This is a genomic window from Sphingobium boeckii, assembly GCF_014199215.1.
Lineage (GTDB): Bacteria > Pseudomonadota > Alphaproteobacteria > Sphingomonadales > Sphingomonadaceae > Sphingobium_A > Sphingobium_A boeckii.
The window spans coordinates 356,030-369,300 of the sequence record NZ_JACIJC010000004.1 but is presented as its reverse complement, the minus strand read 5'-3'; the positions used below and the strand labels follow the sequence as shown (position 1 = coordinate 369,300).

The following is a 13,271-nucleotide window of genomic DNA, read 5'->3' as shown; positions in this document are numbered from 1 at the left end:
GTGAATGTGTTGCGATGCTGCGGCAGGCGCGATTGCTGTGGGCTGAACTGATCGACTGCCGCGGTTTCAAAGTCCAATCTATCGGGCGCAGCCCAAGCCGATCGCGGGGGATTAAAATTATTCGTCAGGTGATCAGCATTTCACGCTGAATCGACTTCACGGTCGTCAATGTGTGGATGATACGCTGCATTCAGCCTGACAGGAGAGACCGGTGGATCTGACGCGTCGAGATTTCGCTATTGGCGCGGCTGCCATCGGATTGGCCGCCTCCGTCGGCTCTGGCGTGGCGCGCGCTGCGAAGCCCAAAGCGCTCGACGCGATTGTGCTGGGCGCGGGCGTCTCCGGCCTCAACGCCGCGTGGCTGCTGGAACAGGAAGGCATGAAGGTGCTGGTGCTCGAAGGGCGTCAGCGCGTGGGCGGTCGCGTGTTGACGCTGATGGATCAGCCTGGCTATCCCGAGATGGGATTCAATTCCATGGGCGAAGGCTATGGTCGCGGAATCGATGCGGCGATGCGTGCGGGCGTCGAGCTGGAGAATATCTCGCCACGCTTCGGCGGCAGTTCTCAGGAATTATATCTGGGTGGCAAAAGGATCTCGAAGGAAGAATGGGCGCGTTCGCCGCTCAATCCCTTTCCCGATGCGTTGAAGACGGCGATGCCCTGGGAAGTGGTCAACCGCCTGGTGCATCAGCATAACCGACTTCCGGATTTCAACACCTGGAACGATCCCGCCAATGCCGCGCTGGATATTTCGCTGCACAGCTTCCTGAAAGCGCAGGGGCTGAACGACGCCGCGATCCGCCTCGCGCACGATGTGTCACCTTATTACGGCACCTCGGCTTATGATGTTTCGGCGCTGATGCTTGAGTTTAACGACGGATTCATCGCAGGGCAGATCGCAGCGGGGCCGCGTTCGCTGGCGGTGAAGGGCGGCAATATCAAATTGCCGATCGGTATGGCCAAGCTGCTCAAGGGCGATCTTCTGTTCGGCAAGGAAGTGGTCGCGATCGACAGCCAGACGGGCATGGCCGAAGTGCGCTGCGCCGATGGATCGGTCTATACCGCACCGCGCGTGATCTGCTCGCTGCCTTTCTCCACGCTCCGTCATATCGCCATCACGCCCGGCCTTTCCGGCAGCCAGGCGCTGGCGGTGACGACATTGCGGTATAACCCGATCACGATTGCGTTTCTGACTTTCACGGAGCCTTTCTGGGAAAGCGACGGCTTTGCGCCGGGCATGTTCACTGATGATCACCTGGGCGTGGTGATGCCGCAGCGCTTTGGCAGCGATCCAGCCAATCCCACCGCGATTACGGGCCTCACAGTCCAGGCGCGGGGGCAGCTTGCCTATTATTGGGATGCGATGGGCAAGGATGCAGCGCTGCAATATGTCGTGCAGCGCCTGGAAGCGCTGCGCCCCGCCGCCAAGGGCAAGGTGAAGGGCGCGGCGATCCATAGCTGGGCGTCCGAACGCTTCAACATGGGGGATTGGTGCTATTTCGCACCGGGGCAGATCGCCGCATTTGCCGCGGGCATGGCCGCGCCAGCGGGCCGCATCCATTTCTGTGGCGAGCATACTGCGGTCGGCGCGCGCGGCCTTGAAGGTGCGTTCGAATCCTCCGAACGCGTGGCGCTGGAAGTGATGACGGCCTGATCTGAAGCGAAGGCGCTGGAAGACGTTTGCGCGCCCGTCGATCCCGCCAGAATATCAAGGTTTGAGGCTGCTAGATATTCAGCAGTCGCATCCGGAATCCAGCGATAGTACGGGAAACTCCGTATATCTGCGAAACGCCCCCATTGTCATTGGCAGTGCGGGGGCAGGAGCGAAGACGCATCCGGTCTGAGCGCCCCCTGGTGACACGACCATGACAGCATTGATCCAGGCTTTGGCGGCGAGCCAGCCGCAAGCGCAAACGGAGTGCGAGGCCTGTGCGCTCAGCGCCGGAACCATCTGCGCGCGGCTCGGTGCGGAGGGGCGCGGGGAGCTTCACCGCATGGGCCGGCGACGCGCCATCGCCAAGGGTCAGACGATCCTCTGGCAGGGAGAAACGGCAAGCGCTGTCGCCAATGTGCTGAGCGGCACGGTGAAGCTGAGCGCCACAACGGCCGATGGGCGTGAGCAGATTCTGGGTATCGTCGGCGCCGGCGGCTTTATCGGCCGGATCGACGACAAGGCCAGCGCCTTTTCCGCCATTGCGCTCAATCCGGTCGAAATCTGCCTGTTTCCGCGCAGCGCCTTTGTCGCGATGGCCGAACATCATCCGGAAGTGGGGGCGGCGCTGCTGGAGCGTGCGCTGGCCGATCTCGATCGTGCCCGGCGCTGGCTGCTCATGATCGGGCGCGGCACGGCGATCGAGCGCGTGGCGGCGCTGCTCGTGGATTTTGCGGGGGAAAGCACAAGCACCCGCCACGCCTTCCCGCTCAGCCGCGGGCAGATGGCGGATCTGGCGGGCCTCACGATCGAGACGGTCAGTCGCCAGCTCGGCAAGATCAAGAGCGCCGGGCTCATCGCCATGCCATCGCGCGACATTTTCGAAATCCGCGACATGGAAACGCTTCGGGCCATTGCGGGCGAACAGCCCGGCAATCGACCGCATTGATCCAGATCGCGCAGAGGGAATTGGTTGATGGATAAATTGGTGATGAAGAGCGCGGGGTGGATGCTCATCGCGCTGCTCGCGCTGACGGGCTTCGCGCTGTCTCAGGATCCTGGCTATTCGGTCCATATGGTGATCATCGGCCTGGCCGCATTGATCGCGATGGGGGCCGGGATGAAAGGCGCGGACTATGCGGCGCTGGCCCGTGGCGCGCTGAACATGCCCGCGGACCAGGGTCTCTATGATGATGATCCGGTCCGCTGGGGCGTGATCGCCACGGTGTTCTGGGGGCTGGCCGGATTCCTGGTCGGGCTGTTCATCGCGTTGCAGCTTGCCTTTCCCGCGCTCAACCTGGGGCTTGAATATACCAGCTTCGGGCGTCTGCGACCGCTGCATACCTCCGCGGTGATCTTCGCCTTCGGCGGCAATGCGCTGATCGCGACGAGTTTCTATGTGGTGCAGCGCACCTGCCGCGCGCGCCTTGCCCTTCCGAAGATGGCGCGCTTCGTCTTCTGGGGTTATCAGCTCTTCATCGTGCTGGCGGCCACCGGCTATGTGATGGGCGTCACCGAAGGCAAGGAATATGCCGAGCCCGAATGGTATGTCGATCTGTGGCTCACGATCGTCTGGGTCTGTTATCTGCTCGTGTTCGGCGGGACGATCATCAAGCGCCGCGAACCGCATATCTATGTGGCCAATTGGTTCTATCTCTCCTTCATCATCACCATCGCCATGCTGCATATCGTCAACAATCTGGCGATCCCGGTCAGCATCTTCGGCTCCAAGAGCTATAGCGCCTTTGCGGGCGTTCAGGATGCGCTGACGCAATGGTGGTATGGCCATAATGCGGTGGGCTTCTTCCTCACCGCCGGCTTCCTGGCCATGATGTATTATTTCGTGCCCAAGCAGGCGGAGCGGCCGGTCTATTCCTATCGCCTCTCGATCATCCATTTCTGGTCGCTGATCTTCCTCTACATCTGGGCCGGTCCGCACCATCTTCACTACACCGCATTGCCCGATTGGGCGCAGACGCTGGGCATGGTCTTTTCGATCATGCTGTGGATGCCGAGCTGGGGCGGGATGATCAACGGCCTGATGACGCTGAACGGCGCATGGGACAAGATCCGCACCGATCCGATCATCCGCATGATGGTGATGGCGCTCGCTTTCTACGGGATGAGCACCTTCGAAGGCCCGCTCATGTCGATCAAGGCGGTCAACAGCCTGTCGCATTATACGGACTGGACCATCGGCCATGTCCATTCGGGCGCGCTCGGCTGGAACGGGATGATCACCTTCGCCGCGCTTTACTATATGACACCGCGCCTGTGGGGCCGCACCCGGCTCTATTCGCTCCGCGCGGTCAACTGGCACTTCTGGCTCGCGACGATCGGCATCGTTCTCTACGCCGCCGCCATGTGGGTTGCGGGCATCATGCAGGGGCTGATGTGGCGCGAATATGGGGCCGATGGCTATCTCGTCTACGCCTTCTCCGAAGTCGTGAGTGCGATGCTGCCCATGTATCTGATCCGCGCAACCGGTGGCCTGCTTTATCTGTCCGGTGCGATCATCATGGCGTGGAACATCTGGATGACCATCGCGGGCAAATTGCGCGATGAAAAGCCGATGCGCGATGCCGCTTTTGATCCGGCCAAGGATCATCCGCTCCCCGCCGCCACAGCCATTCCCGCCGCATAAGGACAGACAGTCATGGCGAGCAAATTCTTCAGCCACGCAAAGATCGAACGCAATGTCACGCTGCTTGGGGTTCTTTCCCTGGTGGTGGTGGCGATCGGCGGCATCGTGGAGATTGCGCCGCTCTTCTGGATCGATAGCACGATCGAGAAAGTGGAAGGGGTGCGCCCCTATACCCCGCTAGAGCAGGCGGGGCGCAACATCTACATCCGCGAAGGCTGCTATAATTGCCATTCGCAGATGATCCGCCCCTTCCGCGACGAGGTGGAGCGTTATGGGCATTACAGCCTGGCGGCAGAGAGCATGTACGATCACCCGTTCCAATGGGGATCGAAGCGCACCGGGCCGGATATCGCGCGTGTCGGCGGCCGTTATTCGGATGAATGGCATGTCCAGCATCTGAAGGATCCGCGCAGCGTGGTCCCCGAATCCATCATGCCAGGCTATCAATTCCTGGCCGAACGCCCGCTGAAGGTCGGGGACATGAAGGCGCATCTGACCGCGCTTTCGCGTGTCGGCGTGCCTTATTCGGCTGAAGCGATCGAGGCTGCGAATGACGATCTGCAGGCGCAGGCCGATCCCTCGCTGGATACCGATGGGCTGAAGAAGCGCTATCCCAACGCGCAGATCCGAGATTTCGACGGCAAGCCCGGCGAACTGACCGAAATGGATGCGCTGGTCGCCTATCTCCAGATGCTCGGCACGCTCGTCGATTTCGAGGCCGCCGCACCGCAGGAGAAGGCGCAGTGAGCCTCTACGACACGCTTCGTCATTTCGCCGATAGCTGGGGGCTCGTCTTCATGGGCGTGCTGTTTCTCACCTTCATCGGCTGGACCTTTCGCAAGGGCGCAAGCGCCCGGCACCGCGACGCGGCGCACATGATCTTCGAGGATCACCACAATGGCTGAAAAACGTATCGACGAAGCCACCGGCACGCAGACGATGGGCCATGAATGGGATGGCATCGAGGAACTCGATACGCCCATGCCGCGCTGGTGGCTGTGGACCTTCTATGCCTGCATCGTTTTCGCGATCGGCTACACGATATTCTATCCCGCCTGGCCGATGATCGACCGGGCGACCGGCGGCACGCTCGGCTGGTCCAGTCGTGACGATTTCGACAAGGAGATGCAAACCGAGGCCAGAAGGCGCGCGCCGATCATGGCGGCGCTCGCCGCCACGCCGATCGACCAGCTCTCCGCCAACCCGGAATTGATGCAGGCCGCCGTCGAAGGCGGGCGCGCCGCGTTCAAGGTGCATTGCGTCCAGTGCCACGGATCGGGTGCCGCCGGTTCCAAGGGCTATCCCAATCTCAATGACGATGACTGGCTGTGGGGCGGCGATCTCAAGACGCTGGAATATACGATCGAACATGGCATCCGGAATCCGGATCACGATCAGACCCGCATGTCTCAAATGCCTGCCTTTGGCCGCGACGCCATATTGGACGGCAAGCAGATCGCTGATCTCACCGCTCATGTCCGCGCCATTTCCAGACAGGATAAGGCCGGTGCCGCCTCTGCACGCGGCGGCCAGCTTTTCACGGACAATTGCGCTGTCTGTCATGGCCCTGCCGGCAAGGGTCTGCGTCCGTTCGGCGCGCCCGATCTTACCGATGCGATCTGGCTCTATGGCGGTGACAGCGACAGCATTGCCGCAACGATCAGCAACGCCCGCTATGGCGTGATGCCGCGCTGGGGCGAGAAGCTGGGGCCGGTCACGGTGAAGATGCTGGCGGCCTATGTCCATTCACTGGGGGGCGGCGAGGCCGCGCCGCCGCCGGTGGCGGATCCGGCCCCGGATCCGGCGAAGCCCCATGTCCAGCCCTGACGCGATTGCCAGCGCATCGCTCTATGCGAAGCGGAAAGCCGTCTATCCCAAGGCGGTGGACGGCTTTTACCGTCGGCTGAAATGGGCGGTCATGGCGGTGACGCTGACCATCTATTATGTCACGCCGTGGCTGCGCTGGGACCGCGGGCCTTATGCGCCCGATCAGGCGGTTCTGATCGATATCGCCAATCGCCGCTTCTACATGTTCGCGATCGAGATCTGGCCACACGAATTCTATTATGTGGCCGGCCTGCTCATCATGGCGGGGATCGGCTTGTTCCTGGTCACCTCGGCGGTGGGCCGCGCCTGGTGTGGTTATGCCTGCCCGCAGACGGTGTGGACCGATCTCTATCAGCATGTCGAACGCTTCATCGATGGCGATCGCAATGCCCAATTCCGGCTGGCCCGTGCGCGCTGGGGGGCGTCCAAGATCGCCCGACGGCTCTTCAAATGGAGCGTCTGGCTTCTCATCGCCCTGGGCACGGGCGGTGCCTGGATCTTCTATTTCGCCGACGCGCCCACGCTGTTCAGCGAGTTTTTTGCGGGAGAGGCTGCCCCGGTCGCTTATGGCACGGTGGCGCTGCTGACGGCGACGACCTTTACGCTGGGCGGCTTCATGCGCGAGCAGGTGTGCATCTATATGTGCCCCTGGCCGCGTATCCAGACCGCGATGCTCGATGAAAAATCCCTGACCGTCACGTATAAGGACTGGCGCGGCGAGCCGCGCAGCCATGGCGTCAAGAAGCAGACGATGGATCTGATCCAGACGGGTGATTGTATCGATTGCCTCCAATGCGTCTCCGTCTGCCCCACCGGGATCGACATCCGCGAAGGGCCGCAGGTGGGCTGCATCACCTGCGCCCTGTGCATCGACGCGTGCGACAAGGTGATGGCGCAGATCGGCAAGCCGCGCGGCCTGATCGATTATGCCACGTTTGAAGATGCGGAGCTGGAAAAGTCGGGCGCGCCGGCCCGGCCCGTGATCAAGGCGCTGCTGCGTCCGCGCACGATCGCCTATCTCACGATCTGGAGCGCGATCGGCGCGGCGATGCTCTTTGCTCTTGGGGTGCGCACCCGGATCGATATCAGTGCGCAGCAGGATCGCAATCCCATCACTGTGCGGCTGGCGGACGGAACGATCCGCAACAGCTTCACAGTCAAGATCCGCAATATGGAAGCGCGTCCGCGCACCGTGGAGATCGGGATCGTCGGTCTGGACGGCGCGGTGCTGTGGTCCGGCGGCGCGCGCCCGGCTAATGCGCGCACGGTCACTTTGAACGTCGCTGCGGACAGCGTGACCAAACAGCGGCTGTTCCTGGGATCCGCCCGCCCCGGCGAGGCCCGCCAACCCTTCGCCTTTACCGTTCGCGCGCTGGATGCCCAGGGCGGCACCGACACCGAACCAGCCCAGTTCGAACGCCCGGAGACCCAGCCATGACCCGTCCCTTCACCGGCCGCCACATGACCATCATCCTCATCACCTTTTTCGGCGTGGTGTTTGCGGTGAACTTCACGATGGCGCGGCTTGCGATCGGGTCGTTTGGCGGCACGGTGGTGGACAATAGCTATGTCGCCAGCCAGAAATTCAACGGCTGGCTGAAAGATGCGCGCGCGCAAAAATCGCTGGGCTGGACCGCCGGGGTGACGCTGGATCCCGATCGCCATGTCCAGATCGCCATCGGCGCGCCCGCTGCCAAAGTCGCGATGGAGGCAAATGCGACCGCCAGCCATCCCCTGGGACGCGCGGCGGACATTCCGCTCAGCTTCGTGCCGATCGCGCCCGGCCGGCTGCGCTCCGTGGAGGCGCTGCCCGCGGGCCGATGGACCCTCCACGCCACGATCGGTCGCAATGGCGATAACATGCGCGTGATGGAGACCGTCCAGTGAACGCGCGCACCGCCGCCACGGCAACGACGCCGCTGGCCGAAACCAATTTTTCCGTGCCCAACATTCATTGCGCGGGCTGCATTTCCAAGCTGGAGGGCGGGCTGTCGCTCACGCCCGGCATTGCTGCAGCGCGCGTGAACTTCACCGCAAAGCGCGTCGCAATCAGCCATTTGCCCGAGTTGACCTTGCCGGATCTTACGCAGGCAATCGCTGCTTTGGGCTTCGAATCCCAGCCGCTCTCCGCCGCGCTTGCCAAGGGTGCGGATGGCGAAAGCCGAATGCTGCTGCGCGCGCTGGCCGTTGCGGGCTTTGCCTCGATGAATGTCATGCTGCTGTCCGTTTCGGTCTGGTCCGGTGCGGAGGGCGCGACTCGTTCGCTCTTTTACTGGCTCTCGGCGCTGATTGCCTTGCCCACCGTGGCCTATGCGGGTCGCCCCTTCTTCAAATCGGCCTGGGCGGCGCTGCGCCATGGCCGCACCAACATGGATGTGCCGATCTCGATCGGCGTGCTGCTCACCTGCGCGATCAGCCTGTTCGAAACGATCACCGGCGGCGAACATGCCTATTTCGACGGGGCGGTGATGCTGCTGTTTTTCCTGCTCACAGGCCGCGTGCTGGATAGCGTGATGCGCGATCGTGCGCGCGACGGCGTCACCGCCCTGCTCAAGAACACCGCGCCCGGCGCATTGGTCCTCAACGAGGCGGGCGGGACGGACTGGCGCGAGGCGCAGAGCCTTGCCCCCAATATGCGCATGATCGTGGCGGCGGGCGAACGGCTGGCGGCGGATGGGGTGATCGAACAGGGACGGAGCAGCTTCGATCTGTCCCTGCTCACAGGCGAAAGTGCCCCGCAGATGGTCGGTGTGGGCGATGCCGTCCATGCCGGCACGCTCAACATGGACGCGCCCGTTACCGTGAAGGTCACCGCCGCAGGGCCGGATACCGCCATCGCGGACATCGCGCGGATGATGGAGAATGCCACCCAGTCCCGCTCCCATTATGTCCGCATCGCCGATCGTGCTGCGCGGATATACGCCCCGGCCGTCCACGCTCTGGCCGCGCTCAGCTTCGCCGGATGGATGGTCGCGGGTGCAGGCTGGCACCAGTCTTTGATGATTGCGGTCGCGGTGCTGATCATCACCTGCCCGTGTGCGCTGGGGCTGGCCGTCCCGGTCTCGCAGATGGTGGCGTGCGGCGCGCTGATGCGCGCGGGCGTGCTGGTGAAGGACGGGTCCGCGCTTGAGCGGCTGGCGGAGGCGGACCGTGCGCTGTTCGACAAGACCGGCACGCTGACGCTCGGCCGTCCTGAACCGGTGAACCTCACCCTGTTGGACTGGCGGCAGAAGAGCGTCTTGCTGGCGCTGGTGCGCGGCAGTCGCCATCCGCTGAGCCAGTCGTTGCGCAAGGCGATCGAGGCGGAGGGGATCACCGCCGCCGCCGTGGACGAGATCCGCGAAACCCCCGGCATGGGGATGACCGGCCTGTTTGAAGGCGAAACCGTCGCCCTCGGCCGCGCCGAATCCGGGAGCGCCGATCTGGCCTGCCGCTTCGGGATCGAGGGCGAGGAGCCTGTGACGATCCTGTTCCGCGATTCGCTGCGTCCGGGGGCGGAGGCCATGCCCCATGCGCTCGCCGCCCTCGGCATCCAGTCATCGATCCTCTCGGGTGATCGCGCCAGCGCCGTCGCTCCGGTGGCGCGCGCGCTCGCGCTGACGGCGCAGACCGGCATGTTGCCGCAGGATAAATTGGATGCCATCGCCCGCCTTTCCGGCAGCGGCGCGAAGGTGTTGATGGTGGGCGATGGCCTGAATGATGGCCCCGCGCTCGCCGCCGGCCATGTCTCCATGGCACCCGCCTCGGCCAGCGACGCGGGGCAGAATGCGGCGGATGCGGTGTGGCTGGGGGATAGCATCGCCCCCGTGGCCATCGCGATCCGCGCCGCGCGGGCCACGATGCGCGTGGTGCGCCAGAATTTCGTGATGGCGATCGGCTATAATGTGATCGCGGTGCCGCTGGCGATCGCGGGCCAGGTCACCCCGCTGATCGCGGCGCTCGCGATGTCCGGCTCGTCGATCGTGGTGGTCGCTAATGCGTTGCGCCTGCGGAGTGCCGCCCGATGAACGGCATCGCGATCCTGATCCCCATCGCTCTGACCCTCGGCCTCACCGGCCTCGCCGCCTTCTTCTGGGCGATGCGCGTCGGCCAGTTCGACGACATGGACGGGGCCGCGCTCAGGATCCTGATCGATGAGGAGGAGGCAGGGGAGTAGTCTGGGCCTTCTGATCACGTTCGCGAACGCAGGGATGGCGGGAAAAGGTGGTTATGCGACGGTTGGCTTTTAGCCTACAGTCTCGAAAGCAGCCATATCGCGCTAGGTAGCGCAAGCAGGAAATGAACATGAAACGCAAGCGATGGCTAGCTCTTGGAATCTTGCTGTTTTCGACATCGTGCGAGCGCGATGGGGGCATTATCGGCCAAGGTCATTTGGATGGTGTTGCGGGGATGTTCGTACTTGAGGACGATTATCGAACTGTGGCTTTAACCTCGGTTCAGCACTCGGTTTTTTATCAGATCGGCAACAGGCGAGAGTTGGTATTCAAGGGCATGGGAGGCGACCAACCTCGGATTTCTCTGATCGGCCCTGACACCATCCTGCTTCGCTACTGCCGCGGCTCAATCGATAAGGTTGAATCCTCATTCTTCGAGCAGCCAAGCCCCGACAACGGCGTCCGGATTTTACGGCTGCAAGTAGTCACCGTTCCGGGGGTATCAATTAAAGGTCGTTCCGTTTGCTGAACAAACGGACGGAAGAGGGTTGCCGGATGCTTCTGCTCGCTGACCCGAGTTGGTCGTTATTTGCCGTGCGCTCGGTAAAAAAAGGCCAGCCTGGAAGGCCGGCCCCAGGGGAGGGATGTTTAGGGGTGCTAGAGCTTGATTCCCACCCCGATTCCGAAAACGAATGGGTCAAGATCGATCTTCACCTTTTGCGAGCCCGCCGCCGTGGTGCGCAGCGTGGCTGTGGTGTCGATATCCAGATATTTGATGTCGAGATTGAGGAAGATCGTCTTGGTCAGATCGATGTCCACGCCCGCCTGCAGCGCATAACCGAAGCTGTCGGACATGGAGACTTTGGTCTGGCCCACGGCGGCCTCCAGCCCCTTTGACGCATCTTCGGCATAGAACAGCGTGTAATTGATCCCGGCGCCGACATAGGGGCGGATCGGGCCGGTCACGATCGGATGATATTGCGCGGTAAGCGTCGGTGGCAGCACCCAGGTGGAGGCCAGTTTGCCGATGCCCCCGGTGGTGCCCGTGCGGCCCGACGCGCTGTGCCTGGTGGTCGCCGCGATCAATTCGAAGCCGATATGGTCGCTGGCCATGTAGGTGACGTCCACTTCGGGCATCACGCTATTGTCCACGCTCACCTTTTCGCCGGGAAAGGCGGGAAGCACGCTGCCCGATTTTTCGTTGGGTGCCACGGCGATGCCGCGCAGTCGCAGCAGCACGTCCCCTTTTTCCGCCATGGCGGGCTGGGCGATCATGCACGCTGCAAGCAGCGGCAACGCGATCAATGTCTTCACGTCCCTGTTATCCTTTCACTATTTCGATCGTGCCGGGTTAGAGCGCGCCGCGAGTGACCTCCTTGATCCAGACCAAGAAGATATTTGATCTGAATCAAGGTGCTGATGAAGGCGCGTCGATAGGTCGGCAGGCATGTGGAAATATCATCCAGCGCTGCTTGATGCGCCCGTTCCGCGCTACACAAGCTATCCGACGGCCGCCGAATTTCACGACGGGCCGGATGCTGGCGACATGGATGATGCGCTGCAGGCCATCGGCGCAGACACGCCGGTCTCGCTCTATGTCCACATCCCTTATTGCCACGAAATATGCTGGTATTGCGGCTGCAACACCGGTGCCGCGAGCCGGGCCGGGCGGGTGGACGCCTATCTCGAAAGCCTGCACCGCGAGATTGAAATCGTCGGCCGGGCACTGGCCGGGCGCGGCCGGCTGAGCCGGATATCCTTTGGTGGCGGCAGCCCCAATGCGATCTCTCCGGCACAGTTCATCCATTTATGCGAAGCGCTCCGCTCGGCTTTTGGCGCGGCGAGCGACGGTCTGTCGGTGGAGATCGATCCGCGGAGCTTCACGCACGAATGGGCGGGCGTTCTGGGGGCCATGGGCGCGCGCCGGGTGAGCCTTGGCGTCCAGACGCTCGCGGCGCATGTCCAAAGCGCGATCGGCCGGGTCCAGCCTGCCCAGATGATCGCACAGGCCATGCTCTGGCTGCGGGCGGCGGGGATATATTCGATCAACTTCGATCTGATGTATGGCCTGCCCGAACAAAGTCTGCGCGATCTCGACGAAACGCTCACCGCGGCCATGGCCATGGGGCCGGATCGCATCGCATTGTTCGGCTATGCGCATGTGCCGCATCTCATCCCGCGTCAGCGCCGGATACACTCCGGCCTGCTGCCCAATCCCGTGATGCGCTTCATGCAGGCATCGCTGGGGCACCGGATACTCGTGGAAGCGGGCTATGTCCCGATCGGTTTCGATCATTTTGCCGCGGCGAGCGATCCGCTCACATCGGCCGCGCGCTGCGGTCTTTTGCGCCGTAATTTTCAGGGGTTTACCGATGATCCGGCGGAGACGGTGATCGGTCTGGGCGCAAGCGCGATCAGCGCCTTTCCGGATCGGCTGTTGCAGAATGAAAAGAACGCCGGACGCTATCGCATGAAGATCAGCGCAGGATTGATGCCGGTCTCGCGGGGCGTGATGCGGTCGGCGGATGATCAATTGCGCGGCCACGCGATCGAAACGCTCCTGTGCACCGGCATCGCCAGCCTGGCCGGATGGTCGGACATCGCCGGCATCCGGGCACGATTGACGCCGTTTGCCAACGCCGGATTGCTTTCATGGGATAAGGAGACGCTGCAACTCGCTACGGATGCAACGCCCTATGCCCGCGCGATCGCCGCGTGCCTGGATCGCTATCGGCAGCCCGATGCGCGCCGGTTCAGCAATGCGATCTAGACTGGGCCAAGGGCTCGGCTTCGCGGCCGTGATCGGCCTCGCATCATCGGCGCAGGCGCGGCCCGAGCCGATGATGGTTGCCACGCTGTGCACGGGGGCTGGTCTTGTCAGCATCATGCTGCCCGGACAGGACGATCATCAGCAACCCAGAGATTGCGACAAGGCGTGCCATGCCGCTTGCGACAGCCGCAAGAAAAAGGAGCGGCGGCGAAGCGCGCTCTAGCA

At 63.0% G+C, this 13,271-nt stretch carries 14 protein-coding genes; 13 read left to right on the top strand and 1 reads right to left on the bottom strand.

What is annotated here, in order from left to right:
* Positions 1–211: 211 nt before the first annotated feature.
* The 11 genes from FHS49_RS13310 to FHS49_RS13260 all read left to right on the top strand — a co-directional run bounded on the left by FHS49_RS13310 (position 212) and on the right by FHS49_RS13260 (position 10,805).
* The gene (locus FHS49_RS13310; RefSeq protein ID WP_184019321.1) at positions 212–1,654 is read left to right on the top strand and encodes an FAD-dependent oxidoreductase; all 1,443 of its coding nucleotides are present in this window, start codon (positions 212–214) and stop codon (positions 1,652–1,654) included.
* 211 nt (positions 1,655–1,865) lie between these two features.
* Positions 1,866–2,600 carry a Crp/Fnr family transcriptional regulator gene (locus FHS49_RS13305; RefSeq protein WP_184019319.1) on the top strand — a complete coding sequence of 245 codons (735 nt, stop codon included), beginning with the start codon at positions 1,866–1,868 and terminating at the stop codon, positions 2,598–2,600.
* A 27-nt stretch (positions 2,601–2,627) separates the two neighbouring features.
* Entirely contained in the window at positions 2,628–4,295 is a 1,668-nt protein-coding gene (ccoN, locus tag FHS49_RS13300; protein ID WP_184019317.1) for a cytochrome-c oxidase, cbb3-type subunit I, read from the top strand.
* Between the two features lie 12 nt (positions 4,296–4,307).
* Positions 4,308–5,042, top strand: a complete 735-nt coding sequence (gene ccoO / locus FHS49_RS13295; protein WP_184019315.1) for a cytochrome-c oxidase, cbb3-type subunit II — start codon at positions 4,308–4,310, stop codon at positions 5,040–5,042.
* Entirely contained in the window at positions 5,039–5,200 is a 162-nt protein-coding gene (locus FHS49_RS13290) for a CcoQ/FixQ family Cbb3-type cytochrome c oxidase assembly chaperone (RefSeq protein ID WP_184019313.1), read from the top strand. Before ccoO ends, FHS49_RS13290 begins: the two co-directional genes overlap by 4 nt.
* Complete coding sequence (ccoP, locus tag FHS49_RS13285; RefSeq protein ID WP_184019311.1) at positions 5,193–6,122, top strand: cytochrome-c oxidase, cbb3-type subunit III; 930 nt, start codon at positions 5,193–5,195, stop codon at positions 6,120–6,122. Before FHS49_RS13290 ends, ccoP begins: the two co-directional genes overlap by 8 nt.
* Positions 6,109–7,560, top strand: a complete 1,452-nt coding sequence (ccoG, locus tag FHS49_RS13280; RefSeq protein WP_184019309.1) for a cytochrome c oxidase accessory protein CcoG — start codon at positions 6,109–6,111, stop codon at positions 7,558–7,560. Before ccoP ends, ccoG begins: the two co-directional genes overlap by 14 nt.
* On the top strand, positions 7,557–8,009 hold the full coding sequence (locus tag FHS49_RS13275) for a FixH family protein (RefSeq protein ID WP_184019307.1): 453 nt from the start codon (positions 7,557–7,559) through the stop codon (positions 8,007–8,009). The genes ccoG and FHS49_RS13275 overlap by 4 nt, the downstream gene beginning before the upstream one ends.
* Positions 8,006–10,129 carry a heavy metal translocating P-type ATPase gene (locus tag FHS49_RS13270; RefSeq protein WP_343052980.1) on the top strand — a complete coding sequence of 708 codons (2,124 nt, stop codon included), beginning with the start codon at positions 8,006–8,008 and terminating at the stop codon, positions 10,127–10,129. The genes FHS49_RS13275 and FHS49_RS13270 overlap by 4 nt, the downstream gene beginning before the upstream one ends.
* A complete protein-coding gene (gene ccoS / locus FHS49_RS13265) occupies positions 10,126–10,278 on the top strand; it encodes a cbb3-type cytochrome oxidase assembly protein CcoS (RefSeq protein WP_184019305.1) in 153 nt (50 codons plus the stop codon). The genes FHS49_RS13270 and ccoS overlap by 4 nt, the downstream gene beginning before the upstream one ends.
* A 128-nt stretch (positions 10,279–10,406) precedes the next feature.
* Entirely contained in the window at positions 10,407–10,805 is a 399-nt protein-coding gene (locus tag FHS49_RS13260; RefSeq protein ID WP_184019303.1) for a hypothetical protein, read from the top strand.
* A gap of 128 nt (positions 10,806–10,933) precedes the next feature.
* Here the strand turns inward: FHS49_RS13260 and FHS49_RS13255 are convergent, their stop codons facing one another.
* Complete coding sequence (locus FHS49_RS13255; RefSeq protein ID WP_184019301.1) at positions 10,934–11,590, bottom strand: OmpW family outer membrane protein; 657 nt, start codon at positions 11,588–11,590, stop codon at positions 10,934–10,936.
* Positions 11,591–11,723: 133 nt separating this feature from the next.
* Between FHS49_RS13255 and hemN the strand changes: the two genes are divergently transcribed.
* Together hemN and FHS49_RS13245 are read left to right on the top strand one after the other, a co-directional pair.
* Positions 11,724–13,046 (top strand): oxygen-independent coproporphyrinogen III oxidase, encoded by a 1,323-nt coding sequence (gene hemN / locus FHS49_RS13250; protein WP_184019299.1) that lies wholly within the window; start codon positions 11,724–11,726, stop codon positions 13,044–13,046.
* The gene (locus FHS49_RS13245; protein ID WP_184019297.1) at positions 13,036–13,269 is read left to right on the top strand and encodes a hypothetical protein; all 234 of its coding nucleotides are present in this window, start codon (positions 13,036–13,038) and stop codon (positions 13,267–13,269) included. The genes hemN and FHS49_RS13245 overlap by 11 nt, the downstream gene beginning before the upstream one ends.
* Positions 13,270–13,271: the final 2 nt, after the last annotated feature.